The following is a 26,461-nucleotide window of genomic DNA, read 5'->3' on the forward strand; positions in this document are numbered from 1 at the left end:
ATCCGATCATGAACCCGATCCAGCTGCCCCATCACCACATCGACCACCACAACGATGATCTACCACACGACGACCAACTGCCGTTGCAGTACTAGTCAGGTCGCCGTAGGTTAGGACAAACCTGCTGTGTGTCTTGTCGATGGCGGGCCCGCCAGTTCGCTGTCCGGGGTATCAGCCGGATAGACGATGAGCGATGGCGTGTGCTGGTTCCGCTCGGGCGCCCAGGATCGGATCTCGTCGCAGAGGTACTGGGTCAGCTCGGCGGCGGCTGGCCCGTGACCGATCGCGCCCAACTCCCAGTGCACCTCGTCGCCGGATTCCAGTCTGCGGGCGGTGAGGGAGACCAGCGTGTTGCCCTCGGCCAGCGCCATACGCCACCAGTCCGGTGCCGGGTTGCATACCTGGGTGGACGTCGGCGCGGACCTTGAGCGCTTCGACGATCGATGGGGCATGTGGGCTCGATCAGGTGAGGGGAAGCCCGAAAAGTGCGGCGGTGGCGCCGAGACCGGCGCAGACGGCCAGGGTGCGCAGCATCGGCCAGCGCAGCGCGAACACCAGGACGAGGGCGATGGCGGTGATCGCGGCGGCCACGGGTCGGAAGCTGGCTAGTTCGGGCAGGTTCACCTGCACCGGCCCGAATCGGTGGACATCGCTGGTGGTGAAGAGGGTGTGCAGGGCGAAGTACAGGGCGAGGTTGGCGATCACACCGACGACAGCGGCGGTGATGCCGGTCAGTGCGGTGGAGATGCCGCGGTTGTGGCGGAGGCGTTCGACGTAGGGGGCGCCGAGCAGGATGAACAGGAAGCAGGGCACGAAGGTGACCCAGGTGGTCAGCAGCGCCCCGAGCACCCCGGCGACCCATGGGTCGAGGCTACCGGGGTGGTGGTAGGCGCCGAGGAAGGCCACGAACTGCACGACCATGATCAGCGGGCCGGGGGTGGACTCGGCCAGAGCGAGGCCCCGCACCATGTCTTGGGCGGAGAGCCAGCCGTAGACCTCGACGGCGCGCTGGGCGACGAAGGCGAGCACGGCGTAGGCGCCGCCGAAGGTGACCACGGCGGTGCCGGAGAAGAACAGCCCCTGCGTGGTGAGCGTGCTGCCCACGCCGGTGAACACCGCCACCGCGGCGATCGGGGCGGCCCAGAGCAGCAGACCGACACCGAGCACGGTCAGGCTCCGCCGTGTAGAGGGGGCTTCGTGGTGCAGGGCGTCGTCGGGGATCAACGGTGCTGGTCCGTCGGCGGCGCCGTTGGTGGGCGGGGGTTTGATCGTGCGGGGTGCGAACCGGCCGAGTGCCCAGCCGATGGCCGCTGCTGCGGCGATGACGATCGGGAACGGGACCGCGAACACCGCCAGCGCCACAAAGCCGGCGGCGGCGATCCCGATGAGCGCGGGGTGGTGCAGGACGCGTTTGCCGACCCTGGGTACGGCTTGGGCGATGATCGCGACCACCGCGGGTGCGAGCCCGGCGAAGATCGCGGTCACCAGGGTGGTGTCGCCGAACGTCACGTAGATGGCCGACAGCGCGAGCAGGGCAACCATGCCGGGCAGCACGAACAGGGTCCCGGCGATGATCCCGCCGCGGCGGCCGTTGAGTAGCCATCCCACGTAGATGGCCAGCTGCTGGGCTTCGGGGCCGGGCAGCAGCATGCAGTAGTTCAGCGCGTGCAGGAAGCGTTGTTGGCCGATCCAGCGTTTCTCCTCGACCAGGGTGCGTTGCATGACCGCGATCTGCCCGGCCGGGCCTCCGAACGTCTGCAGCGAGATCAGAAACCACGCCCAGGTCGCGGTACGCAGTGGGATGACGTCCCGGTTCGCGGTTTCGGACATGGGTGAGCGTCCCTCCTCGTTCAACTCCACGCGCAATGTAACCATGGTTGCACTAGTGCGGTGGAGGGGTGTCCAGGTGGCGGGATGCGGGCTGGCCGAGGCGGTGGGAGTGGTCGGTTAGTGGGGTTCGGGGAGTGGGATGAGGCGGTGGGCGTGGTCGAACAGGGCGTGTTCGACGAGCCGGGCTGCGGTGAGAGCGGCGAGTGCGGTGGCGGCGAGCAGCATGTACATGACCACGATCTGGTAGCGGATGGCGGTGAGGGGGTCGACGCCGGCGAGGATGAGTCCGGTCATGGCTCCGGGCAGGCTGATCAGGCCGACGACCTTGGTGGAGTCGATCGCGGGCAGCAGCGCGGTGCGCAGCGCGGAGCGTTGGTGGGGCAGGAACGCGTCGCGGGCGGGGAGCCCGAGGCAGAGCCGGGCTTCGATGGCTGGGCGGGCCTGCTGGGCGTCTTCGCGCAGGCGGCGCAGGGCGACCCCGGCGGCCTGCATGGCTCCGGAGACGATCATGCCGCCGATCGGGACGACGACCCGCGCTTGGGTGGAGATGATCCCGAGGCCCAGCAGCGTGGCGAGGGTGACGAGGCTGCCGACGGCGACCCCGAGGGTGGCTGCCCACCGGGCTCGGGGCAGGCCGGTGCCGCGGCGGCCGGCGACCTGTCCGGCGAGGAGGATCATGATCGTCACCCAGCCGAACGCGCCGGGAAGGCCGGTGTGGGCGAAGATCACCAGCAGCAGGACGCCGACCGCGGCCAGCTGTGCCCCGGCGCGCAGCGATGCGGTGATCAGCTCGCGGGTCAGGTGCAGCCGCTGCCGGTAGGCCACCGCGGCGGTGAGGGCGATCAACAGCAGGGAGGCGGCGACGCCGCCCCAGCTGGGCACGGACAGTCCGGTCATCACCCGGCCTCCAGGTAGTCGATGTGGTCGGGGTGCCCGTGGGCGACCAGGCGCCCGTGGTGCAGGACCAGCACGTGCTCGGCGATGCCGCGAACGAGGGGGAGGTCGTGGCTGACCAGGATCACGGTCCCGCCCGCGGCGGTGTGGTTGCGGGCGGCCTCGGTGATCACCGCTGTGGTCACGGCGTCCAGCGCGGCGGTGGGCTCGTCCAGCAGCAGGACCTCGGGTTCGACGGCCAGCGTCCGGGCCAGGCACACCCGCTGCGCTTCGCCGCCGGACAGGCCGCTGGTGCGGCGTTGCGCGAAGCGTGCGGGCAGGCCCACGAGATCGAGCAGGTGCTGGATGCGGTGCTCGGTCAGCTCCGCGCGTCCGACACGCAGCTCCTCGGCCACGTGGTTGGTGAGCAGCACCGGCTGTTGCGCGACCAGGCCGACCCGGCGCCGCAGTGCCAGCACTTCGAGCTCGGCGAGCGGGGTGCTGTTGAGCAGGATCTGGCCGGTACTGGGGTCCTCCAGCCGGTTGAGCAGGCGCAGCAGGGTGGACTTGCCGGCGCCGCTGGGACCGACCACCGCCGTGCACGCTCCGGCCGGGAGACGGGCGCAGACTCCGTCGAGCAGTCGGGTTGGGCCGCGGGTCACCGTGACCCGGTCCAGAAGAAAACCGGGCACGGTGCTCATCCGGGTGCGGCGGCCGGGGCGTCCGGAATGGTGGCGTCGGGATGGTTGGCGGCGGGGAGGGTGAGGATGACGGTGGTGCCGCCGTCGGGATGGTTGGCGGCAGTCGCGGCACCGCCGTTGCGGCGGGCCAGCGCGGCGACCAGGGCCAGGCCCAGTCCGGTGCCGCCGCCGGTGCGGGCGTCGTCGGCGCGGGTGAAGCGGTCGAACGCGTGCGGCAGGAACTCGGGGGCGATGCCGGAGCCGTGGTCACGCACCCGGATGCTCACCCCAAGCTCGGTGTCGGGCGGGCTGGCCGTGATGATGATGGGTGGCTGCCCGTGCCGGGCGGCGTTGTCGATCAGGTTGCTCACCGCCCGGTCGAGATCGCCGGGATCGGCGCGCACCGTGAGCTCCGGTGAGCAGTCCAGGATCACTTGGTGCTCGTCGAGGGTGCTGCGGTAGCGGGCGATCACTGACTCCAGCACGGGACGCACCGGGGTGGGCTCGCCGGGCCGGGCCGGCGGACCGGCCTGGTCGGTGCGGGCGAGCAGGAGGAGGTCCTGGGCCAGGCGGGATAGTCGTTCGGTTTCCTCCAATGCCGAGCCCAGCGCGGCGGTCAGTTCCCGTGTGGTGCGGGGTCGGCGCGCCGCGAGTTCGAGTTCGGTGGTCAGCAGGCTGAGCGGGGTGCGGAGCTCGTGGCTGGCGTCGGCGACGAACTGCCGTTCCCGCTCGACAGCGGCGTGCAGGCGGTCGAGTAGATCGTTGAACGTGGTGCCCAGCCGGGAGATTTCGTCGCGAGCCGACGGCACGGGTAGACGCTGCGTGGGGTGTGCGGCGGTGATGGTGGCGGCGCGGGCGCGCATCCGTTCCACCGGTCGCAGTGCGGCGGCGGCCAGCAGGTAGGCCCCGACCGCGGCGGCGAGCAGCGCCAGCGGCAGGCCGACCGCCAGTTCTTGGCGTAGGTCGGCCACCGCGGCGTCGCGGTCGGCGAGGGTCACCGCGGCCACGGCGATCCGGCCGTCCGCACCGGTGGGGGCGGCGGCGATACGCACCGGCCCGTCCAGCTGTCCGGCGGTGGCGTGATCGACCACGAGCTCGCCGCGCCGCGCGGTCGCCAGCTCCGCTGGAGTCAGCAGGGGCTGGTCGGCCACGTCCGGGGAGCTGGCGATGATCTGGCCTGCGTCGTCGAGGACCTGCTCGCCGGTGTCCCGGCCGCCGCTGGACAGCACTGGTGCGGCGGTGGTGGCGATCGGTTGGAGGTCGCGCAGCCGGTGCTCCAACGATTCGCTGATCGAGGCGTCGAGCGATTCGCGTGTGTGCGTCACGGTGACGATCCCGACTCCGAGCAGGACCAGCGCCATCATCACCGTGAACGCGGCGGTGAGCCGGATCCGGAGCGGCCACCGCCGGATCATCGCGCCCCCACCCGCGGCCGTCCACCATCCGGCCGGAGCCGGTACCCGGCGCCGCGCACGGTCTCCAGCGAGACCACCGCGAATGGCCGGTCGATCTTGTCCCGCAGCGCGCGGATGTGCACCTCGACGACGTTGGAGCGGGATTCGTAGGCGAAGTCCCAGCAGTGCTCCAGCAGCAGCTCGCGGGTGAGCACCACGCCGGGCTGGCGCAGGAACATCTCCAGCAGCGCGTACTCCTTGGCCGTCACCGCGATCTCGGTCTCGCCGCGCCAGCACCGCCGGCTGGCCGGGTCGATCCGCAGATCGCCCGCGGTGAGCACGGTGGGGCGGGCGACCGGGCCGCGGCGGGTCAATGCCCGCAACCGAGCGAACAGCTCCTCCAGGTGGAACGGCTTGGTCAGATAGTCGTCCGCGCCGCCGTCCAGGCCGCTGATCCGATCGGTCACCGCGTCACGGGCGGTGAGCATCAGCACCGGCACCCACACCTGCTGGCGGCGCAGTCGCCGGCACATCTCGAACCCCGACAGCCGGGCAGCATCACGTCCAGCACCACCGCGTCGTAGTCGCGGCTGACCGCCGCCCCGAACCCGTCGGCCCCGTCTGTGGCGACATCGACGGCGTAGCCCTCCTCGACCAGGCCACGGCGCAGCAGGCCCGCCATCTTCGGCTCATCCTCCACCACCAGTACCCGCACCATCCATCACCTCTCTTCAGGCGCCACCCCCGAGCACCCTGCACAGGCGCCCCTTCACGGGCACGGTGCCACCACATCCGGGTGACCGCCGTCGTGTCTTCATCACGGCTTCATCTCCACCGACTACCCATACCCATGCAACCACCTCATGCAACCACGGTTACAGGAGCGTGGAGAATGGAGAAGGCATGAACCGCAAGACGAAGATCGGGATCGGGATCGCCGCCGGAGTGCTCGTCCTCACTGGTGGGGGCGTGGGCCTGGCCTCCGCGATGTCCGGCGACGGCGACGAGGTCAGCGGCCCCGCGGCCGACCAGGCACGAGCCGCGGCCGTGCAGTCCGTGCCCGGCGGGAAGGCCGGCGCTGTCGAGACCGAGACCGACGAGGGCGCCGCCGCCTACGGCGTCACCGTCACCAAGCCCGACGGCTCCACCGTCGAGGTCCACCTCGACAGCACCTTCCACGTCGTGGGCACCGAGGCTCCCGGCCAGGACCACGACGCCGACGGTGACGAGGGCTGACCGCGTACCACCGACCACGATCTACACCGACCACGATCGAGTTCGAGGAGGGCAAGGACATGCCGTTCACCCCCGCCCGCGCGGCCCGCGTGGTGTTGCCGCTGGCCGCGCTGCTGCTGGTCCCGCTCGCCGGCTGTGGCACCGACACCACCCCCGCCAGCGACACCGCTGCCGACGCCGAGCATCGGCGCCACCAGCCGATCCCCACCACCGAGGCGGACTGGAAGCCGGTCACCGACACCCTGGGCCGCACCGGGAAGTTCGGCGACAACAACACCGTCTACCGCATCGGCCTGCCCCGCACCGACCTGCAGGTCACCTCCGGCGGCGTCGAGATCAAACCAGGGCTGTCGCTGGGCGGCTACGCCGCCTTCGCGAAGTACCGCGACGGCGTCATGCTCATGGGCGACCTGGTGGTCACCGAGGCCGAACTGCCCAAGGTCACCGACGCACTCCAAGCCCACGGCATCGCGCAGACCGCGCTGCACAAACACCTGCTGCAGCAAACACCGCCGGTGTGGTGGACCCACATCCACGCCATGAGCGACGACCCCGCAGCGCTCGCCCAAGGCGTGCAAGCCGCACTGGACGCCACCGCCATCCCAGCCCCGGCGCCACCAGGTCAGCAGCCGCCGATCGACCTGGACACCGCCGGCATCGACCAGGCCCTGGGCCGCAAGGGCACCGCCGACGGCGGCATCTACAAGTTCAGCATCGCCCGCAAGGAGACCATCACCGACGACGGGCATGTCCTTCCGCCCACGTTCGGGGTGACCACCGCGATCAACTTCCAGCCACTCGGCGGCGGGCGGGCCGCGATCAACGGTGACTTCGTGATGACCGCACCCGAGGTCCAGAAGGTGATCCAGGCGCTGCGTACAGGCGGGATCGACCTGGTCGAAGTGCACAACCACAGCCTCACCGAGCAACCCCGCCTGTTCTACATGCACTTCTGGGCCGTCGACGACGGCGTCACCCTCGCCAAAGCCCTCCGCCCCGCGCTGGACGCCACCAACCTGCAACCCCCAGGCTGATACCACTCACGCCGACAGCGTTTCCGGCCCCGTCGTGACGATCGGCGGGGCCGGACAAGCACCATGACAACGAGCATGACAACGGGAAGGAGCGCAGGATGCGGCCACGCACCGTTTTGGACTGGATCGCTTTCGTGCTACTGCTGATCGGCGCGTTCGCCTGGGCGGCGTTCGTCACCGACATCAACGTGCTGGATCGGGCACTGGAACCCATCGCCGATCCGCTCGACGACATCGTGTTCGTGCTGATCGGACTCGCGGGCCTGTACTGGATCGGCCGCGTCGTCGTCGGAGACCGAACACATCAGTGAGCAACTCCACCGATCCAGCGCACGAGCGACCATCGACGGGATCGGCAGCGCCGCGGCAGGCAGGGCAGCGGGCAGGGCAGTGGGTGTTGCTGTCCTACCGCATGCCCCGCGAGCCGTCCACCCCGCGGATCACGGTCTGGCGCAAACTCAAACGCCTCGGCGTCGCCCAACTCGGCGACGGGCTGGTCGCGCTGCCCGCCGACGCCCGCACCCGCGAACACCTCGACTGGATCGCCGACGAGATCCTCGCCGCCGGCGGCACCGCCGGCGTGTGGCTGGCCCAACCAACCAGCCTGGCACAGGAACGCCGCCTGGCACAGACCATGGCCGCCGCCCGCGCCGCCGAGTACCGCGCCGTGCTCACCGAAGCCGAACAAGCGCGCTCACTCGGCGAGGCCGAGCGACGACGCGCCCTGCGCACCCTGCGCGCCGAGCTGCGGCGTATCCACCGCCGCGACTACTTCCCCCCACCCGAACGCGACACCGCGCAGGCCGCTGTGGACGCCCTGCACCCCGACCACCACACCGAGGAGACCGCATGAAGTGGGCCACCCGCGAACACATCCACATCGACCGCGCCGCCTGCGCCTGGCTCATCCGCCGCTGCATCGACCCGGACGCCGCCTTCGTGTTCGTCACCGACCCCGCCGACGTCCCCCCAGACGCCACCCCGTTCGACATGCGCGGCGTCGACCTCGGCCACCACGGCGACGACTGCAGCTTCGAAACCATCCTGCGCCGCCACGACCTCACCGACCCCGTGCTCTGGCGCATCGCCGAAATCATCCACGAAGCCGACCTCGACGACGAACGCTACGACGCCCCCGAAGCCCCCGGCCTCGACGCCATCCTCCGCGGCCTATCCATGATCGGCGACGACCAGCACACCCTCACCATCACCAAACCCATCTTCGACGGCCTCTACGAGTACTACCACCGCGCCCAGATGCTCGGCCGCGAACCCGCATGACCGCAGGGAACATCCGCCGCGCCACCCTCGGCATCCTGGCCGCCCTGCTCTGTGCAAGCCTGCTCGGCACCGATCACCCCGCGACAGCGACCCCCTCATCAGCGGTGCCCTTGCTGGAAGAAGCCACCCCACCAGCGAATGCCGTCCTCACCGAACCGGTCGACTGGGTGTACCTGACCTTCGACCGACTGATCAACACGTTCAGCATCCGGGTCACCGGCCCCAACGGCCACGACGTCGCCCGCGACAACGCCATCGTCAAGCACGACATGATCTCCCAGCCACTGCACACACTCACCCAGCCGGGCACCTACCGCGTCACCTGGCAGGTCATCGACCTCGACGGCCACCAGGCCAGCGGATCACACAGCTTCACCATCACCCCCGGCGTCACCACGACCCCCGAAAACACTGCCACCACACCAGCCACCACCCCCCACTCAGTACCGCCGACAGCGCCACCAGCCACCAACCAGTCCACGATCACCACGCCGCTGGCCGCCACGATCGCACTCAGCCTCCTGGCAGGACTAACCCTCCTCACCATTCGTCACCGTCGACGCGTCCGCGCATCACGTGCGCAGCGGCCAGACCGGACATGACGACAACCGCAGTCACGAGACATTCGGTCGGCATAGCTCCCGTAGTCCTGGCCTACCAGCGCGAAAGCCAATGCGGTGTCAGATTCCAACAACACCAGAGCCATCGACTCACCGCCAGCCTGGCCGTGAGAAGCTCAACAAGCTGACTTGACAGGGAACCGCAACGGGGCGACCAGCCGTTTCTCCAGGTGCGAGCTGCTTCCACCACTGGGCGGGGATGTCCCACGGTGAGACCGTGGCGATCATGCGGTCGTACGGGGCGTGGTCGGGGTAGCCGAGCCCGCCGTCGCCAGTGATCACGTGCACGTCGCCGTAGCCGGCGGCGGCCAGCGCTTGTGAGGCTTTCGCGGTCACGTCCGGGTCGACGTCGATGGTGGTCACCAGGTCCGCGCGGCCGGTCAACTGGGCGAGCAGGCTGGCGTTGTAACCGGTCCCCACTCCGATCTCCAGGATGCGGTTGCCCGGCTGGACGTCGAGTTGGTCGAGCATCGCGGCTACTAGCCAAGGTGCCGACGCGCAGGACAACGACCGGCCGTCCTCGAACCGGTGGGTGACCACCGCCTGCCACGGGTCGTAAGCGACCGCCAGGTCGGCGTCCGGCACGAACTCGTGCCGCGGTGTGTCGCGCAAAACCCGCTCGACGTCGCTGTGCTTTGCGTGCCCGGCCTTCTGGATCCTCTCGACCATTGCCGCACGTAGCGCTTCCGGCGAAGTAGTGGTGGTGTGCATCGTTCCTTCGTATCAACGATCGTCGGGTTGGCGGGCATCGTTAGTGATCGACACGGGCTGTTTCTCGGGCCGAGGAAGCAAACCCGTTGTGGTGCAACGGCTTCACTAGGACCCGCCCTACGGGTTCGCTGGAGCGTTGACGTTGCAGGACATCGTCTTCACGCTGCGTGCCATGGCCTCTTCGGCGCAGGCTAGTGCTGTCGTGAGGTCTGCCAGCAGTGTGGCCGGGAGCGTGCCGCTGCCGAGCGCGCACGCTTCGACCGAATCGGACAACTCGCGCGCTTGGGAGTCGGTGAGCAGCTCGCGGCAACCATTGTGGGCGAGTACATCGCGAGCGACGTATCCGTCTCGTGTCGCGGCGGCGTAGTCGATCAGATCAACGGCGATCTGGTGCACGGGTGGATCGTCAACGGTGCCGATGGCGTCGATGAAGGACAACCCGAGCCGTGTGTGGAAGACCGCCAAGCCGGGCGCGGAGGTGTCGAGTCGGTGGTACTGGTTCAGGAGCGTGGGCAGATCGGCGACGCCCGAGGCGCCGTGGCACTGGATGGTCAGGCAGGCGGTCACGGCGTTCTCCCAAGGGTCTCCTGGTGTTGTGTCGGCCAAGAGGGTGAGGGCGCTGTCGGTGTCCCCGGATACGGCGTGGGCGATGACCGCGATCTGGCGACCGTCAAGCATCCGTCGCCCGACGCCCTTGTACGCGTCGAGCCGGGCGCGTGCCTCCGCCCAGCGGCCGGCTGCGGCCAGAGCGCGGCCACCGGTGGCCAGCAGGACTGCCCACAGCCAGCTGCGGATGTGCTGGTGCGTCTCGGCGGAGTCGGTGAGGTCGGCCGGGATCTCGATGCCGTCGACGATGGCGTCAGTTCGGGCGGAGACCGCGGTGAACAGGGTGTCGATCAGCGCGAAGGCGCGCTCGCCCTGACCCTCGCGGATGTAGAGGCGGGCGAGGTTGGTGATCGGTTCGAGAGCGAGGCGGGCTACCTGCGCGCCCAAGGGGCGGGCGCGCAGGTAGATGTTCACCTGCTGGTGGCACCACCGCCGGGCCAGTTCGGGCAGGCCGCAGTCGGAGGCGATGAGCGCCGCGTTGTTGTGCACGGCGGCGGCTTCGGCGAGCTCGCCGCTGTGCTCGACTTGGCGTGCTCGGTCGCACAGCTCGGCCACCCGCCGGGCCAGCGGGAGGCAGGCCGGGCGGGTTCGGGCAACGAGGGGGAAGCGGCGGGCGAACTGGCCGGCGGGGTCCACGGGCGTCACTCCCAGGTGACGGTCATGGGCTTGGTGGGGCGGTCCAGGACCACGAAGCCGGGGTTGGTGTCCGGCTGGGGCGCGGTGTCGGGAATGGCGAATCGGACGGTGCTGGCGCGGAAGCCCTGGTCCCAAGTCGAGATCTCGACCGAGACCTGCTCGGCGAGTTCCTGCGCGTTGGGGCCGTGGCCGATGACGCCGACCTCGTAGCGTCGGCCGCCGTCCGGATCGGGGTCCGCGGCGCGGATGGTGAGGTAGGCGAGGCTGCCGTCGGCGGCGGTGGTGGCCATCGCCACCGAGGGGAACATCGGCCGCACAAGGCCGCTTTCCTTCGCAGCGGGAGCGACCTCCATGCGCATCAGCGGGTTGGGCAGGTGGCAAGCCAGCCAGAGATCCAGCCATTCGAAGGATTCCATCGGGACGAAGTGCACGCCGGTCCACACTTCGCAGGCAGGGCTGTCGAAGACGCCGGTCAGGGTGTCCGGGTCGGTGGCGTGGTTGTTGTCCTTATGGATTTGCAGCGTCACCTCCCCGGTGCCGGTGAGGTCCAGAACGCGGCGAGCGTCGTCGCCAAGGCCACGCAGCGGCATGAAGATCGCCATCTCGCTGCCCAGGCTGCGCCAGCCGTCCTGGTCGCGTTCGAAGACGATGCTGCGAGAGGCACAACCACGCAGGCGCACCGGAGCTACCAGACGTCCGCCGGGTGTGAGCTGGTCGAGCCAGGCAGCCGGGACCTCGTGGGCACCGACGGTAGCGATGACGCGGTCGAAAGGCGCAGTTTCTGGGTGGCCGAGTGCGCCGTCGGCGGCGACCGCCTCGACGTTGTCGATGCTGGCTGCGGCCAGGTGCTCGCGTGCTCCGGCGACGAGGTCCTCGTCGATGTCGATCGTGGTGACATGCCCGTCGGCGCCGGTGAGGGTGGCCATCAGGGCGGCGTTGTAGCCGGTGGCCGCGCCGAGTTCGAGCAGCCGTTCGCCGGGCTGGATGCCGAGCTGTTCGAGCATCATGGCGACGATCTTGGGCTGGGACGCGGCGCTGATTCGGGTGCCGTCGCCCTCGTGTTTGGTGTAGACGGGCTCGTCGGCGTACGCCTCGACCAGGGGGACGTCGGGCAGGAACAGGTGTCGGGGCACCTGCCGGAACGCGGCCTCCACAGCGTCGGTGCGGACGGTGCCGTCCTTGACGAGGCGGTCGGCGAGCTTGGTACGCAGCTCGTCGGCGGAGCCGGTGGAAGCGTCACTGACGGTGGTTGTCATTGCGGGAACCCTAACGGTGTTGGAGGTGGTCCCGGCTGGTGCCTGCCGGGTAGGCGTGCTGTAAAAAACGGTGTCGACGGCCAGCGCGGCGAGGGTGGCCTGGTCGGTGCCGGAGAGACCGGCGCGGTTGGCGTGGAAGATGAAGTGGTGCGCCAGGACGGCGCGCAGGCCCCGCTCGAGGTGTCCGGCGCGAGCGAGTTCGGCGAGTTGGCGACCGGCCGTGTCGAACGCTGTCCACCAGGTCTCGGGAACCACGTCGGGGGCGACGTCGGCGACCTTGTGCGTGTTGGTGGTCATCAGTCGGCGCACGGCTTGGCTCAACCGCTCGGTGTGCGGAGAGTTGTTGGAGTGGGGTTGGGCGGTGGGCCGGAGCGCAGCCACCTTGTCCCAGACGTCGCCCTGCTCGAACCAGTCCAGCCCGGCGGCGCGCAGCATCGAGCTGAACAGCAGGACGGTGGTCTCTCTCTGACCCAAGGCAGCGGGTTTCGTGGCACGGGCGAGGCAGTGGCGACTGTCGTGGTGAAACAGCGAGTGCGCGATGTCCATCGCGGCGGGTCCACCGAAGGCAAGGGTTTCGGGTTCGTAGATGCCGCGAGTCCAGCGCGCGAGATGCCCATCGGCCTCCAGGTCGGACAGCAGCGTGTCGACCGCTTTCGTCTCGGGGTTGACCGGTTGGTAACGCAGCCGCCAGGCGGGTGTCTTGCGCAGGTGCCACCACGTGTCGAGTTCGCCGTCCTGTTGGGCCTGGTCGAGAGCGGGTACGAGCAGGGTCGCGGCGGTGTGCTCGGCCGTGGTCGGGTCGGCGAACTCGACCAGGTAGTGGTGCCAGCTGTCCGGCAGCATCAGCGCGGAATCTCCTCTCGGTCGGACGGATCGCGTTCGGACGGATCAGGTGATGAGCAGGCCGGTGCCCCAGCCTGTCGCGGGCTCGATCTCAGCGGCGAGGGCAGCTAGGCCGACCCCGGCAGCGCCTTCGAGGAAGCCGGGGCCTTCGGGAACGGCCTGGGCGCAGGCGCGGTGCAGCATCTCGGTGGCCAGCGCGCGGAGTCGGGAAGCGGCCGGCTCCGGTGTGTCGATGGCGGTATGAGCGGTGATCCGGGCGAGTCCGGCGTAGCCGTGGCACAGCGAAGCGTCGCTGATCAACGCATCCTGTTCCGGGTCGGTCACCGCACTGATCACGGCTTCCTCGGCGATCTGGCGGCGATCGGCGTCGTCGAGGGCCAGGGCGGCGAGGTGCAGGGTGCGGGCGATGCCCGCTGTTCCGTAGCACCAGCTCGGGCGTCGGCTGGCCCCGCTGTGCCGCACGTACATCGGCGTCGAACGCGCCTCGTCTCGGGTGACCATGTAGGGCCACCGGTGCCCGCTCGGAGTGCTTATGCGCCAGGAGTCCAGCCACGCGCAGATCGTCGCGACGGCCTGGCGCTGCCCGTCCACGGCGATGCCCCGGCGCAGGGCCTGGGCCAGCAGTGCCAGCGGGCCGCCGATGCCGTGTGCTACGCCGAAGTTGCCGTGGCCTCCGGGGAACTCGTCGTCCTCGTGGCCGGTGGGACCGGTGAGGGTCCACCACCCCGGCAGGGCCTCTCCTTCGACCATCACCGGTTGGGTGAGCCGCACGAGGGCGCCCAGAACGGCCGGCAGGGCGGTGCCGTCGGGGTCGTGGTGCAGCAGATGGGCACCGAGACCAGCGAGGCCCCGAATCGTGTCGAACTCGGCCATCTGCGGCAACATCCCGACGACGTCCATGCGCTCGTGGGCCTTGTCGACGCGGTTGTGGGCGTCGGCGGCGATCTGCCGGGTCAAGGGCGTGAGGGCGGACTGGTACGTGCCGGGACGGACTGTGGCGGCTCCCGCGAGGGCGCGCGCGACTGCCGGCGCGCCGTAGAACAAGCCGGTGCTCGCTCCGGCGGTGATCGGCTTGCTGGTGACGGCGGTCAGCCAGTCATGGGCGCGGTCGAACGGCCGTATCCCGGCGGCTGCCAGCTCGATGTGCAGCAGTGCCACACCAGGAGCGCCGTGGGCGAGGGATTGGTGCCACCACGGCTCGTCCGTGGGCAGGTGGGGGGCGTCCGGCCGGGCGAGGCGATCGGCGATCCCCGTCGCGTACTCGACCGCGGCATCCGAGGCGAGGTCGGCGTTCATCGCGGTCCTCCGGTGCGGGCGGCGAAGGTCAGGGCCGCGGTCCGGGCCAGGTAAAGGCACACCGCCTTGTCGTCGGGCTCGATGCCGTAGGCCCGCAGGAAGTGCGTGTGCAGCAACGAGCCCAAGGCGGCGTCCGGGTCGACGCCCTCGGCCTCAGCCCCGGACAGGTGCGCTCGGTAGGCAGCTACGGTCTGGGCGCGCTCGGCCCATGTCGCGACGACCGAAGCCGCACCCGGCGTGCTGCGCAAGGCGCGGAAATTCTCGGAGGGGTCGGCGAGGCATTGTGCCTCGGTGAACACCGGCCGGGGCACGACGGTAGGAGGTTTGGCCGGGACATGGTCGACCAGCCACCGCATCCCGGCCTCGGTCCCTCCCATGAAGGCGACGGCGATGGCGGCGAAGTTCGCCGCGGCCAGAGCATGGTCGTGCGGTCGCGCGGGCCAGGCGAGCTCGGCGAGCACGGCGCGGGAGTCAGCCGTGAAGAACGCCTCGACGGCTGATAGTGCCGCACCTGAGCCCCAGCGGCCGGTCTCCGGGTAGGAGGTCGCGAAAGCGATGTCGCGCAGCAGGCCGAGGCGGCGGAGCCGGTCGGCCCAGGCGCTGACCCGGCCGGCCGCCTCGCCGAACACCACTGGCTCAGTGCTGAGGAGACTGATCCGCAAGCGCAGGTAGTGCTCGTTGCCCTCGCGGAATCGCAGAAACCACCACCGCGGTTGGGCATCGCCCCACTCCGCCAGCAGTGCGGGCAGGTGCTTGGCGAGCACGGTGTTGTGACGTTGCGGGTCGCCGTAGAGCTTGGCGAACAGCATGGGGGAACCACCCGGCGACAGCCCGTGCTCACCTGGCCGGACGATCCGCTGGGGCGTCGGGCGCGGTGGCCGCGTCGTGGCCTGCGGCTGACAGCTGGCCATGGGCACGACGACGTCGTGAGCACGGCCATCGAGCCATCCGGCGGCGTCCTCAGCGGGTCCTTCCTCCAGCACCGCGTGGGGGTGGGTACCGAGGTGCTCGCGCAGCAGGACCCGGTGTGCGTCCTCGACGAGATCGAGCGGCAACCGCCAGTCCCCGTCGACCAGGAACACCGCCTGCGGGAGGCGGCGGCGGGTGCGCCACTCGGCCAGGGCGCTGTCCCAGGTCGCCCAGCTGGAGGTCCGGTCGGGAAGGTCGGCTGCGGCCAACCGCCACCGGGCCGGGGACAGCACGATGCGGCCGAAGCGCAGCCGAGGAAGAAACGGCAACGTGGCCGCCGTGCCCCAGTCGAAGTCGGTGACCTCCGCGCAGTGTGCGCGGGTCAGTTCGACCAGGAGGCGGGCCAGCGGCGGAGTGTGTTTGCGTAGGTTGAGTGCGTGCAAGCCCCACGCTTCGACCCTCGCGCCGAGGGCGGGTGCGGTCAGATACAGGCGGTCGCTGTCGCAACTGACCGCCAAGTCCGCCGCCGTGAGGACCGCCGTTGACGCGGCGGTGTCGCGGTGTTCGGCGAGGCTGACGATGGTTGGCAGGACCTGGGCGCTGCGGGCGACGTGTGCGGTGGCGGGGTCCAGAGGCGGGAATGACAACTGGGCCTGGATTACCCCGTCAGACGCGGGCGGGGCGAGCGGCGTGATCAGCATTCGGCGGTCGTGTTCGTCGAACAGGTGCAGGAAACGGCCGCTGACGACGCCGGCCGATCGCGAGACTGAGGTAACGACGAGCTGGAAGTTGCCCTGCTTCAGGGCTTGCAGGCTCGGGGAGTCGACACGGGCGCACAACTCGAGGTGCGAGGGCAGCCGCATCGAGTGCACAGGCGCCAGCTCCAGCTCGGCGATCAACCTCTCGCCGAGGACGACCTCTTGCTGACCGTCCAACGCGGCGGCCTGGGCCAACGCCAGCAGCCGTTCGTCCCGAGGCGTCTGCTGGGGTCGTGTGACCACTCCGCTGGTGCCGGGGTAGCCGTCAGGCCAGCCGATCCCGCTGTCGGCAATGACCTCGAGCAGTGGCACCTGTGCGCCGGTGCCGAACCGCTGGTAGAAGCGTCGGTGGAAGTCCGCCCAGGCTGCCGTACCGCTGGCGCGGGAGGTCAGGCGCGCCAGGACCAGCGCGGCACGTTCCGCTTCGCGGGCGACTGCGCTGGGGAGCACGACGTCCAGGTCCAGCCGCAGGTCGACCGTGACTGGGCTCCGCCGTGACGGAGCCAGGCGGCTCATGGACGCGGCGGCGTCGGTCCGTAGCCTGCGCCGCGCTTCCGCTGGGCTGTTCCGATGTCGCCGCAACATGTCGTGGATGTCGTTCAGCGTCATGCACCGCTCGGTGGCAGCCTCGCCGACCGTGGCCAGCTCGCGCACCAAGTGGCCAAGTGCGTCGGGCTCCGTGCTCGGCGCATGGAGGTTGGTGACGAGCACGCGACGAGCGACCAACGTGGCCAGCAAGCCGGTCACCGTGCTCCCGGCGGTGCTCGGGAACTCGGCCTGTACCTGCTCGCGCATGTCATCGAAAGGAATCGGTGTCCGCGCAGCTCGCACGGCCGCGCGCACCGGGCCGGTGTAGCGAAGTTCGACTTCGACTGCGCCGGTGCCTCGATGGTTGACGGTCGGCTGGTACGGAACCACAAGCCGCTCACCGCGCACCATCAACGTGGAGTTCGCGACGAGGACCAAGCGCTCCAGGATCTCGGCCTGACCTTCCAACCGTCGGATGACCTCGGCCAGCCACCCGGCGTCGGCCGCAGCGTCCGCGCGATGATCATCACCCCAACGCTGAGAGGGATCCGCGTCGAACCGCGCGGCGGTGACCCCGGCGAACAAGCCGTTGGGAGTCGGACGGCCGGTCAACCGTGCCAGGTACCGCAGAACGGACAGCACCACGCGCCGGGATTCGCGCTCGCTGGCAACCTGAGCGCCACACAGGTTGTGGACGCGGTCAGCAAGGACAGGGCTGGCCAGGCCGATGGCGTCACGGACGGCTTCGACCTCCCACACTTCGCGCAGCCAGTCCACCCACGCGGTGACGGCGTCGGCCCCGGTCGCGGTCAGCGTCGGCCACGGCGGAAGTTTCAGCTCGCCCTCTGCAACAGCCCGGACCAACAGGCCACCCGCGGCTCGAAAGCCGACGCGGTCGGGCAAGGCCGTGGACACGGGACACCTCTCCAAAGCGACGGATGGAAACCGGACGCCCGCCCAAGAAGCCCCTGGCGGGCGTCCGGTCGCTCGTGACAATCAGGCGGCGCTGATGCAGGTCGACTTCTCGCACGTCGTCCCGCAGCCGTCATCCGTCATGTTGATCAGATGCGCCGGGTCCACCACCTCGACCAGCGTGATGTCGAGGTCGAACTCCGAGCCCATCTCGACCTCCGCGGCGGGCGTGGCCACCGTGGTCGGCGACCACTCCATCTGAACCGTCACAGATCCTCCTTCGTGGGTTTTACGCTCCGAGTCCCGGCGAGTCGGCCGTGACTTCGCCCGCCAGGCGGACCAGCCCGGAACTCGACCGAGGTACCGAGCGCTCCCGCCAGCACACCCGCGAGCGGAATTCCATCGAAGTGGAGGGCAGTCCTACCACCACACACCCCTCGACGGCACGTCCCGGTGAAAGACGCTTCCGGATACTCGGGCTGCGCCGAAGCGGAAGCTCGCCCGGACCGCAGCGATATCAGTCAAACCCCTGGTGATCAACGATAGCCAGAGCGCCGACGCGGCGTCGATGAGGCGGCAATGAGGCGTCATCACCTCTGACCTGCATAAACGCCTTTTCAGAGGCGGTAGTCCGAACGGGTACAGCTCGCCGAGCGGGTGATCAGCCTTGACCCGTAGCTGGCTATCGTGGCAGGTGACCGACGGGGTGAGGTGGTGTTCATGAGTGACCGACGAGATGCCTTCGCCGCGCGGCGTGAGCAGATGGGCTACACCCAGGAGAGCTTCGGCGCGGCGGTGGGCGTGGAGTTCTCCACGGTCGGACGCTGGGAACGCGGCACCCTGACCCCGCAGCCGTACCGTCGACCGTGTTTGGCTAAGACCCTCGATGTGAGCCTCGACCAGTTGGATGCGTTGCTCACGCCGAACCGGCAAGCTTCTACCGTTGCCACTGAACCAGCCGACCCTGCGGAGGCCGACGACATGAACCGTCGTGACCTGCTGCGCTTGTTCAGCATGACCGGCGCGTTGCTCGCGCTGCCTGCTGGCGAGACAGTACTCGGCGACGTCGACCGGCTCGCCGCCACAGCTCACGCGGGCACGGTGGACACGGCGGGAGCAGCGGAGTTCGCCCAGCTCAACTCCCACCTGTGGCGCGTGTACGCACTGTCGCCGACCAAGGCCCAGGTGCTGCCGCTGGTCCGAGCCCAACTCGGTGTACTCAGCGACTCCTTGCGACGACCGCAGACACCGACCATCCGACAACGGCTCTGCGAGCTGACCGCCGACCTCTTCCAGTTGGCGGGGGAAATCTTCTTCGACGGCAACCGATACACCGACGCCGCTCACTGCTACACGCTTGCGGCAACAGCGAGCAAGGAGGCCGTCGCTTCCGACCTGTGGGCCTGCGCGTTGACCAGGCATGCTTTCGTCGCCGTGTACGAGCGCCGATTCGCGGATGCCGCGCCGATGCTCGACGTGGCCGCCACCATCGCACGTCGAGGCGACCCCAGCCTGTCGACCCGACACTGGGTCGCCGTGGTGCAGGCCGAGACCTTCGCCGGCCTCGGCGACTTTGACTCCTGCCAACATGCCCTCGACACCGCTGCTGAGGTCCAGCGCCTACGGGGCCAGGTGCACAACGGCGGCTGGCTCCGGTTTGATGGCTCCCGCTTGGCTGAAGAACGCGGAACCTGCTACGTCACGCTGGGCCGCCACGACCTAGCTGAAGCGGCTCTGGTCGACGCCCTGCAGGGCACCTTGACCGCCCGCCGGAAAGCAGGCGTCCTGACCGACCTGGCGATGATCGGCGTGCACCGTCGCGACCCGGACCAGGTCGTCACCTACGCCGACACCGTCCTGACTACCGCCCGCCAGACCCGCTCGGGGGTCATCGCACAGAAGCTGCGGGTCCTTCAGCCACACCTTGCTTCCTTGCTCAACGACCAACAAATCCAGCGACTCGATGCCGAGATCACCAAACTCGTCGGCAACCGCGCCGCGTGATGGAGGACGACCGAATGCACAACGACCGTGGCCGCGTGTTCCGCGAGGCGTGGATCGCCGGAGTCACCAAGCACTACCCCGGTGAGCCGAAGCCTGGCTACATCACCCCGTGGGACCAGACCCCCGACTGGGAACGCGACGCCGCGACCGCCGTGTACGACCAGGTCGTCGCCTTCATCAAGGCCACCGACGGCGCCACCACCAAACTGACCCCAGACCAGAAAGGCCGCTTTGTGGCGTTGTGCTGGATCGGCCAGATCTTCAAGCACTTCCCCGAGCCGAAGCCGTCGTACGTCGCGGACTGGAACGATTTGCCGGACTGGCAGAAGGCGACGGATATCGACATCTTCGAGCGCATCGAACGCGATGCCTGACCAGGCGACGATCGACGCTGCGGCCGTCGATGCTCGCCTTGCCGAGACCGAGTACGACGACGCTCAGGCGTGGCTACACGCACGTTCGACCGCGTTGGAGCCGCTCGCAGCCGAGGTCTGGGTCACCGACCCGGAGCACCGCCACGTGCTGCTCGTGCGGCACCGGGTGCGAGGCTGGGTACCGCCTGTTATGGCAAGTATTTGAGCCTGTCTCACCGTTCCGTGGCGTTCGTACCGCTCTGTCGCCTTTGATTCGTGCCCGCTAGGTTCTGGGAGCCGTATAGCTCTCACTGAGGGGCGAACGATGGATCACTTCTTCGTGTCGAGGGACAAGGTCCGTCGATATTTTGAGCCCGTGCCTGGTCTTGGCGTTGACGGTCTCACTGTCCTGCGGCGGAAGGGTTCGCCGCAGGATGGGACTCCGTTCTTCCTCGGACGGGATATGCGGCCGGTCGAGCCACTGTGTTCGTTCATGTTCGAAATGGCCAAGACTCACCAACCTAAGACGTTGTCCGATTACACCTACGACCTGCTCGACCTCGTCGACTTCCTGGCTCAGCTGGAACCGTCGACTGACGTCCTGTCGGCGACTGAGGAAAACCTGATCGCCTACCGCGCTGAGCGGACCGAGCTACAGGACAAGCCGAACGCGCCGGCGACCTGGAAGCGCCGACGAGCGCTGATCAACAACTTCTATGAGTGGGCGGTCGAGGCCCAGTGGCTGGACCGCAAGCCTTATCGCCGGCTGCGCAACGGCCGGGACGTCCTGGCCTGGGGTGCGGTATCGGATCTGGACATTCGCCATCTGACCCACCGGCAGTGGCGATTCCTCAAGCAGGTCGGCTTGCGGGGAATGCTTCCAGCAGACCGGGTCGACCTGTCGTTCCGAGGTTCGGCTCCGCTCAGGAACGCGGCGGCAGCGGAGCTCGCGGTGACGACAGGGATGCGCTTGAGGGAATTCACCTCGCTACTGGACATCGAGGTCGGACTCCCGCGTCGTGACTGCCTGCCGGTCGACGTACGGCTGGAGATGATCGCGAAGTACAGCCTGCCCCGCGATGTGACGATCCAGCATTCCGTGATGAAAGAGCTCGACCTTTACCGGCGCACCGAGCGGGCCGCCACGATTCGCAGGGCGGCACCGGCGTTGACCAGGCGCAGAGCCGAGCTGTTCGTCGTCACCGATATCGACGAGCGGCAGATGAAGGTCAGCGGGCGGCTGCATGGGAGACGCCGGACGTTCTCGATCGAGAAGATGACCGCGGAGCTGCGGAGAATCGCGGTGACCGAAGGGCCTTGCGGTCTGGAGCCGATGGCGTTGTTCGTCGGCCGTGGTGGCCGGATGCTCAGTAAGCAACGGTGGGAACAGATCTTCGATGATGCGCACGCCAGATCTCTTCGGATTGCAGCTGAAAACGGTGTCGATATGGTGATGCCGCGCAGGTTCAGAATCCACGATCTACGGCACACGTTCTCGGTTTACATGTTGGAGCAGCTCACCCAGTTGGTGATTGCACAGGAGACGGACCGCAGACTCAACGGTGGGCACAATGCTTACCTGGCCGACCACATCTGCCGCAATCCGCAGTTGATCTTGCAGCGGCTACTCGGACATCTGAATCCTGGGTCGACGATGAAGTATTTGCGTTACGTCCGGAACACCAACGTTCTTGTGGCCCAAGCTATTGCCGAGTGGAATGAATCAGACAAGACCTACGCGGAGTACGCGGCTCTTGCCGCGGAACGCGCGGTCCTGTGATGGCCCGCAGAGGCGAACGTGCTTCGCGCCCACGTACGATGGTGGTGCCAGAAGTGAAACCCGCCAACTCCGATAGGATCGGGGACCGGGTTATAGTCCGGGAACGGCGAGGGCGAACGGTGCGGTTGAGTATCGCCCCCTCCCTGTTCCGATGTTCCGTCCTGGTCGCGGAGCTGGCGGACGAGGCTGTGGCGTACGCCCATCGGGTCTCGCTGCGCAAGCCCGATTGCTATTTCACGGCCGTGCGGGAGCTGGGAACGTTCCTCGATGAACACTTGCCGACCGTCGGGTGCGAGCCTGCAGAGGCGCGTTTGGCCGGGATGAAAATCGATCTGATCGAAGCCCTCTTCTGCTGGGAGGCAGATCTGCGGAGGCGGCACGGGCTGCGATCAGCGGAGCCCTACCGCAAGGCCGCGGCTGTGCTGGCGCTGATCGATATGCGTGCGGAGCGCGACCCGAATGTTCCGGAGACCCTTCGTCGTCGCGCGGCGGGGCCTCCGACATACAAGCGCCGCCCCAACGCGGTCCTTGACGAATACTCCAACGAGGAACGGTTGGCACTGCAGGAGGCCGCAAGGGCCGACGTCCGGGCACTGGAGAAACGCCTCACTCGGGGGCAGCATCTGCTGAGATCCGGAGCTGACCCCCGCCGCGAAGGCTGGCATGACCTCGCCAACCTGGTCTGGGCCGCCAAGCATCGCCTTCTGACGACCACAGATCTCCTCGAGCACCTGCCCATGAATTCGTCATCGTGGTCGCAGCCGATCAAGGACGTTATCGAAGCGAACCCGCCTGGCAGGGAACGTGGAGTCTATGCCTGCTTGAAAGCGATCAACCGGTTGCTGTTCCCGTCCGAGCAGGACCTGCAGCCCTTCCGGGTACTCCTGCTGCTGGGCATGGCCGACTGCACCCCCGAGGAACTCCTCGACCTGCGTATGGCGGACCTGGAGTTCTCTGACGCGGGCGTGCGAGTGCGGCAGACCAAACTCCGCGCGAATCGCATCCGGGCTGATTTCCACCCGGACCTTCCTGATAGCAAGGCCAGCACAGGCGATGTCGCGGATCTGGATGGGGACACCGGAAGCGAGGTGTATCTTGCCGTCGGCAGGTGGGATGTCGGTGGGCTCCTACGGCGGTTGATGGAGGTCACCTGGCAGGCACGCGAATCGTTCGACTCCGAGGACGTGCTGTTCCTCGCGGTCGAAGCGGGCCGTCCCAGGACCACTATGCGGGCCAGAGTCGCCACATGGACTGAGGACCACAACGGGTTCAGCGCGTGGATCAGCTGGCATCGCAACGACGACGGCACACCCGCTATGGCGATCTCTCAGCCGCACTACGCCCGAAGGCTCCGCAAGACCGTGAAAACCGCCCGTGTGGCCGCCCTCGGCGGAACCCTCACCGATGTGGCGGCGGACGACCATCACATCGAGGTCTTCCGTCACCATTACGCCCACGGAACGACGGCGCTAACACTCGCCGGACGATCCATCAACCGCGCACAAGAACGCGTCTTCCACACGATCACGACCAAGCCGATGCTCCTCGACACTCAAGCAGAGCATCGATTGGCCGAACCCGAGGTCGCCGAGGCCGCGGGGATGACTGTGGAACACGCCGCCGCGATGCGCGCCGGGGAGTACGACATGGGCCTGACTCACTGCCGTGATCCCTACGATTCGCCATTCACCCCTGGCGGGAAGCCCTGCCACGTCGCCCCGGCGATGTGCATGATCTGCCGCAACGCCGTCGTATTCATCTCGCAGCTGCCGAGGCTGCTGCTGCTGGCAGCCCACATCGAGCGGATGCGCGACGCCCTGGACCCGATCCGCTGGACGGCAATCTGGGGGACCCAGGCCACAGCCCTGGCCGAGGTGTTCGCGGAATGCTCAGCACAGCAGCTCCACGACGCCCACGAAGCGATAGGCGACCAGGGGCTGCGGCTGGACCTGCCGCTGGGTATGAGGACGGAGTATGACCGGTGAGCACGACGCCCCAGCCGACGGCAGTGACTTCCACCCTTGTTTCCGCTGATGAGGCGGTCTTCGGATCCGGCCACCCGCTCGTGGAAGGCGTCCCTATTCCCGAGTTCGGCGAGAGCAGGTCCTGGAGTTTCGGGTGTATTCGCCGTCCGAGCAACGTCCGCCCGGCGGCGTGGAAGGTCAACTTCACGGTGATCGATTCCGTCTGGAACCTGCGGATCCGGGAAATCTGCTTCAGCATGCTCAACCCCACGCACAAAGTCATTCGGGACGCGGGGATCGCTCTTGTCGCCGAGCCGGCGGCGCACAGCACGGTCCGGCAATGCGCCTACACACTGGGCAAACTCGCTGCCTGGGCGTTGGCCAACGACATGCCCGCCGACATCGCGGCCTGGCGCGAAGAAGACTGGGCCGGATTCGTGGAACACATCACCGCCAGGGCGAACGCGCTCAAACCCGACGCGACGGCGCTGAGCTGGCTCTCGACGCTCGCGCCGGTACTCACTCACGGCGGCATGGCTCAAGGGCTGTGGAACACCGATACTTTCCGGGAGATCAGGCACCGCAGCGATACTCCGTCGACGGCATCCATACCGCCATCAACGTGGTGGCCGCTTCTGCGGGCCGCATGGGCCTACATCCACGAGTTCTCGCCGCACATCCTCGACCTACGCGATCAGCTGGCGCAGCAACCAGATCCTGGCGACAGCCCTGAACGTCGACCGGCCTTCCGCACTCCGGCGGGAAACGACGAGCTGGTGGACAACTGGCTCGCGAACCCCGACAACCTCGTTCCAGTCCACAAGTACGACCACCAGACGAAGTCGGCTGGGGAGCCGATCTGGCATCATCTCGCGCTGACGATCACAGGCGGCACCAACACGGGGCTCTTCCAGACCACAAGGAAGGGAGCGGCGCAGCGCCGGCGAGACGCCGTCCTTCGAGCCGTGGAACGGGGGCAGGTACAGGCCTACTCCTGGTCAGAGATGCGGGCCCGGACCGACGTGGTCAACCATCCCGCCATTTACCTCGGCCGAAGCACAGCTGCACTCGATCAGGTTCTCGACGACTGGCTTACCAATCCCGACAACCTGATCCCAATCCGCACCAAGCAGCCACGTGCGCCGCGCTCCGACCTCGAACCTGGAACGATCATTTGGACTGCACTGGAAGCACTGATCTACGGCACCGCGGGCACAGCACCCTTTACACAGCGCTCCGTGACTAGCGCCGCGCGCAGACAGAAGGTCGAGGACGCTGCCGCGGCCGGGCGGGTACAGAAGCTCGCCGGAACCATGACAACCCGCTCACTTCCGATGCCCTGCAAGGACTTCACCTCAGTCACCCGTCAGGACGGAACCACGCGGCCGTGGCGCGGCCAGATCAGCGTCGAGGAACTCGCGGACGAAATCCGCATGGTCAGGGCGGCATGTTATGTGTTCATGGCAGGACTGACGATGATGCGGGACTCAGAGATCCAGGAAATCGAGCGCGGATCCCTCACTGCCTATTACGGAGCGCCCGCAGTCAAGTCCCGAAAGCTCAAGCACGACCCGGCGCAACCGGAACTCAACTGGTGGATCAGCGCGCCGGTCGTCGAAACTCTGGCAGTTCTTGACCGGTTGTCCTGGCATCACACTCACCTGTTCGTCGCTCTCGATCCGCCCAGGGTGACCGCTCACAACGAGGACACGGTGCGCGGAATCGATGCCGCCGGCGAGATCGACTTCTTCGTCGCGGGAGTCAACGCTTCCCTCGAACGAACGGGTTTGGAAGAGATCCCGGCCGGCCGCATCCGTCCGCATATGTTCCGAAGAACCATGTCGATCATCTGCAGTCAAGAGCCCGACTCCGAGATCGCCCTCGGCCATCAACTCAAGCACCTGGCCCGTCGTACCTTGGCCAACCGAATCACCCAGGGCTACTCCCGCATGGATACCCACTGGGCCAAGGAGTTCGACAACCAGCTCGAACTCGCCGCCGCTGGGCGACTCGTCGAACTCCTCAAATCCCGCCGGTCCGGCACCGACGTCGCAGTCGGTCCCGCAGCGGCCAAGCTCCACTCCGGCCTCGACAACGTGATTGCGACGATGAACAGAGCCCCAGCTCTGCGAGCTCAACTCGCTGACGAGCAAATCGAGGTCCTGCTGTTACGGGATGAGTTTGCTGACCTGCATTTCGGCACGGTCAACCACTGTCTCTGGGACCCCGCTCAGGCGGAATGCCAGAACTCGCTACCCGAAGGGCAGCGAGGGAAAACGCCCGTCCTGGGAGCCTGCCAGCCCGCACGGTGTCGAAACTCGGCAGTAGACCAGGACAAGCACGGCCCAGTCTGGCTCGCCGAGGACGCCGATCTGACGCGCATGCTCCGCGACCCGCGGCTGGCCACACCCCGCCGCGCAGCCCTCGAGAACCGCCTGTCCGAAGTCCGGCTGATCACCGGTACCTGGCTGACCAAGGAGCGCCCCTGATGGCCGTCTCGCCCCCGACCGAGACCAAGCTCCGAGCAGCGATACAACGACTGCTCGACGGAGTTCCGATCCACACAGACGGCGCACTGACCAAAGAAAATCTGGCCCGCGAAGCGGGCGTCAGCCATGCCACCGTTCACCGTGCTGGCGAGATTCTGGCCGAGTGGGACACCCGAGTTGCCCGGCCGGTCCTGCGCTCCACCGGTGAGGTTCGTCGGGACGAGAAGATCGAGGCACTCACAGCCGCGCTACGCGCCGAAAAGCGGGCCGTCACCGAACTGCAGGGGAAGCTCGATGCGCTCGCTAGCGTGACCGCCGACCTCTACCACGAGAACCTGACGCTGAGGAAGAGGCTTGACAAACAACCTCCAGTGACCTCAATGGATACCAGAGCAGCCAGGTCCGAATCTTCACCTGTTCGTGGCATCGAGCGTGCACGAGGTCATCGGCAAACCCGCCCGCTCTAGC

23 protein-coding genes and 1 pseudogene are annotated in these 26,461 nt (G+C 68.1%); 12 read left to right on the forward strand and 12 right to left on the reverse strand.

Features of this window, described 5'->3' with window-relative positions; translation table 11 throughout:
• Positions 1-110 precede the first annotated feature (110 nt).
• The 6 genes and pseudogenes from ACFVM3_RS17515 to ACFVM3_RS17540 form a co-directional block, all read right to left on the reverse strand.
• Entirely contained in the window at positions 111-452 is a 342-nt protein-coding gene (locus ACFVM3_RS17515; protein ID WP_158056997.1) for a hypothetical protein, read from the reverse strand.
• Positions 453-462: 10 nt separating this feature from the next.
• A complete protein-coding gene (chrA, locus tag ACFVM3_RS17520; protein WP_075849299.1) occupies positions 463-1,830 on the reverse strand; it encodes a chromate efflux transporter in 1,368 nt (455 codons plus the stop codon).
• 117 nt (positions 1,831-1,947) lie between these two features.
• Positions 1,948-2,727: an ABC transporter permease gene (locus ACFVM3_RS17525; RefSeq protein ID WP_112276288.1), complete on the reverse strand. Its 780-nt coding sequence runs from the start codon at positions 2,725-2,727 to the stop codon at positions 1,948-1,950.
• Entirely contained in the window at positions 2,727-3,404 is a 678-nt protein-coding gene (locus ACFVM3_RS17530; protein ID WP_075849301.1) for an ATP-binding cassette domain-containing protein, read from the reverse strand. The genes ACFVM3_RS17525 and ACFVM3_RS17530 overlap by 1 nt, the downstream gene beginning before the upstream one ends.
• Entirely contained in the window at positions 3,401-4,798 is a 1,398-nt protein-coding gene (locus ACFVM3_RS17535; protein WP_075849303.1) for a cell wall metabolism sensor histidine kinase WalK, read from the reverse strand. Before ACFVM3_RS17535 ends, ACFVM3_RS17530 begins: the two co-directional genes overlap by 4 nt.
• Positions 4,795-5,492, reverse strand: a pseudogene (locus tag ACFVM3_RS17540) (response regulator transcription factor). The gene ACFVM3_RS17535 and the pseudogene ACFVM3_RS17540 overlap by 4 nt, the downstream one beginning before the upstream one ends.
• Positions 5,493-5,680: 188 nt before the next feature.
• On the opposite strand from ACFVM3_RS17540, the gene ACFVM3_RS17545 reads away from it, so the two are divergent.
• The 6 genes from ACFVM3_RS17545 (at position 5,681) to ACFVM3_RS17570 (ending at position 8,930) form a co-directional block, all read left to right on the forward strand.
• A complete protein-coding gene (locus ACFVM3_RS17545; protein ID WP_075849307.1) occupies positions 5,681-6,013 on the forward strand; it encodes a PepSY domain-containing protein in 333 nt (110 codons plus the stop codon).
• 59 nt (positions 6,014-6,072) lie between these two features.
• On the forward strand, positions 6,073-7,047 hold the full coding sequence (locus tag ACFVM3_RS17550) for a DUF1259 domain-containing protein (protein ID WP_083666521.1): 975 nt from the start codon (positions 6,073-6,075) through the stop codon (positions 7,045-7,047).
• Positions 7,048-7,145: 98 nt separating this feature from the next.
• Complete coding sequence (locus ACFVM3_RS17555) at positions 7,146-7,358, forward strand: DUF378 domain-containing protein (protein WP_091679556.1); 213 nt, start codon at positions 7,146-7,148, stop codon at positions 7,356-7,358.
• A complete protein-coding gene (locus ACFVM3_RS17560) occupies positions 7,355-7,900 on the forward strand; it encodes a Chromate resistance protein ChrB (RefSeq protein ID WP_245788976.1) in 546 nt (181 codons plus the stop codon). Before ACFVM3_RS17555 ends, ACFVM3_RS17560 begins: the two co-directional genes overlap by 4 nt.
• Complete coding sequence (locus ACFVM3_RS17565; protein ID WP_112276286.1) at positions 7,897-8,328, forward strand: chromate resistance protein ChrB domain-containing protein; 432 nt, start codon at positions 7,897-7,899, stop codon at positions 8,326-8,328. Before ACFVM3_RS17560 ends, ACFVM3_RS17565 begins: the two co-directional genes overlap by 4 nt.
• Positions 8,325-8,930, forward strand: a complete 606-nt coding sequence (locus tag ACFVM3_RS17570) for a copper resistance CopC family protein (protein ID WP_075849313.1) — start codon at positions 8,325-8,327, stop codon at positions 8,928-8,930. Before ACFVM3_RS17565 ends, ACFVM3_RS17570 begins: the two co-directional genes overlap by 4 nt.
• Positions 8,931-9,038: 108 nt before the next feature.
• On the opposite strand, the gene ACFVM3_RS17575 is transcribed toward ACFVM3_RS17570, so the two are convergent.
• From ACFVM3_RS17575 to ACFVM3_RS17600, 6 genes are all read right to left on the reverse strand, one after another.
• On the reverse strand, positions 9,039-9,617 hold the full coding sequence (locus ACFVM3_RS17575; protein WP_378439848.1) for a methyltransferase domain-containing protein: 579 nt from the start codon (positions 9,615-9,617) through the stop codon (positions 9,039-9,041).
• Between the two features lie 159 nt (positions 9,618-9,776).
• Positions 9,777-10,901, reverse strand: coding sequence for a hypothetical protein (locus tag ACFVM3_RS17580; RefSeq protein WP_075849513.1), 1,125 nt, complete (start codon positions 10,899-10,901; stop codon positions 9,777-9,779).
• Positions 10,902-10,906: 5 nt separating this feature from the next.
• On the reverse strand, positions 10,907-13,000 hold the full coding sequence (fxlM, locus tag ACFVM3_RS17585) for a methyltransferase, FxLD system (protein ID WP_091679559.1): 2,094 nt from the start codon (positions 12,998-13,000) through the stop codon (positions 10,907-10,909).
• 45 nt (positions 13,001-13,045) lie between these two features.
• Positions 13,046-14,296, reverse strand: a complete 1,251-nt coding sequence (locus ACFVM3_RS17590) for a lanthionine synthetase C family protein (protein ID WP_091679561.1) — start codon at positions 14,294-14,296, stop codon at positions 13,046-13,048.
• Positions 14,293-17,406, reverse strand: coding sequence for a lantibiotic dehydratase (locus ACFVM3_RS17595; protein WP_186361385.1), 3,114 nt, complete (start codon positions 17,404-17,406; stop codon positions 14,293-14,295). The genes ACFVM3_RS17590 and ACFVM3_RS17595 overlap by 4 nt, the downstream gene beginning before the upstream one ends.
• Before the next feature lie 81 nt (positions 17,407-17,487).
• Positions 17,488-17,673: an FxLD family lanthipeptide gene (locus ACFVM3_RS17600; RefSeq protein ID WP_009151814.1), complete on the reverse strand. Its 186-nt coding sequence runs from the start codon at positions 17,671-17,673 to the stop codon at positions 17,488-17,490.
• 450 nt (positions 17,674-18,123) lie between these two features.
• Between ACFVM3_RS17600 and ACFVM3_RS17605 the strand changes: the two genes are divergently transcribed.
• From ACFVM3_RS17605 to ACFVM3_RS17630, 6 genes are all read left to right on the forward strand, one after another.
• Positions 18,124-19,407 carry a helix-turn-helix domain-containing protein gene (locus ACFVM3_RS17605; RefSeq protein WP_112276300.1) on the forward strand — a complete coding sequence of 428 codons (1,284 nt, stop codon included), beginning with the start codon at positions 18,124-18,126 and terminating at the stop codon, positions 19,405-19,407.
• Positions 19,408-19,421: 14 nt separating this feature from the next.
• Positions 19,422-19,781: a hypothetical protein gene (locus tag ACFVM3_RS17610; protein WP_073575400.1), complete on the forward strand. Its 360-nt coding sequence runs from the start codon at positions 19,422-19,424 to the stop codon at positions 19,779-19,781.
• A 304-nt stretch (positions 19,782-20,085) separates the two neighbouring features.
• The gene (locus ACFVM3_RS17615; protein ID WP_091679564.1) at positions 20,086-21,540 is read left to right on the forward strand and encodes a site-specific integrase; all 1,455 of its coding nucleotides are present in this window, start codon (positions 20,086-20,088) and stop codon (positions 21,538-21,540) included.
• Positions 21,541-21,659: 119 nt separating this feature from the next.
• Positions 21,660-23,525 carry a hypothetical protein gene (locus tag ACFVM3_RS17620; RefSeq protein ID WP_378439850.1) on the forward strand — a complete coding sequence of 622 codons (1,866 nt, stop codon included), beginning with the start codon at positions 21,660-21,662 and terminating at the stop codon, positions 23,523-23,525.
• Positions 23,522-25,993 (forward strand): hypothetical protein, encoded by a 2,472-nt coding sequence (locus ACFVM3_RS17625; RefSeq protein WP_091679569.1) that lies wholly within the window; start codon positions 23,522-23,524, stop codon positions 25,991-25,993. Before ACFVM3_RS17620 ends, ACFVM3_RS17625 begins: the two co-directional genes overlap by 4 nt.
• Positions 25,993-26,460: a hypothetical protein gene (locus ACFVM3_RS17630; RefSeq protein ID WP_112276282.1), complete on the forward strand. Its 468-nt coding sequence runs from the start codon at positions 25,993-25,995 to the stop codon at positions 26,458-26,460. The genes ACFVM3_RS17625 and ACFVM3_RS17630 overlap by 1 nt, the downstream gene beginning before the upstream one ends.
• Position 26,461: the final 1 nt, after the last annotated feature.

It is taken from the genome of Amycolatopsis sp. NPDC057786 (assembly GCF_042797905.1).
Classification (GTDB): domain Bacteria; phylum Actinomycetota; class Actinomycetes; order Mycobacteriales; family Pseudonocardiaceae; genus Amycolatopsis.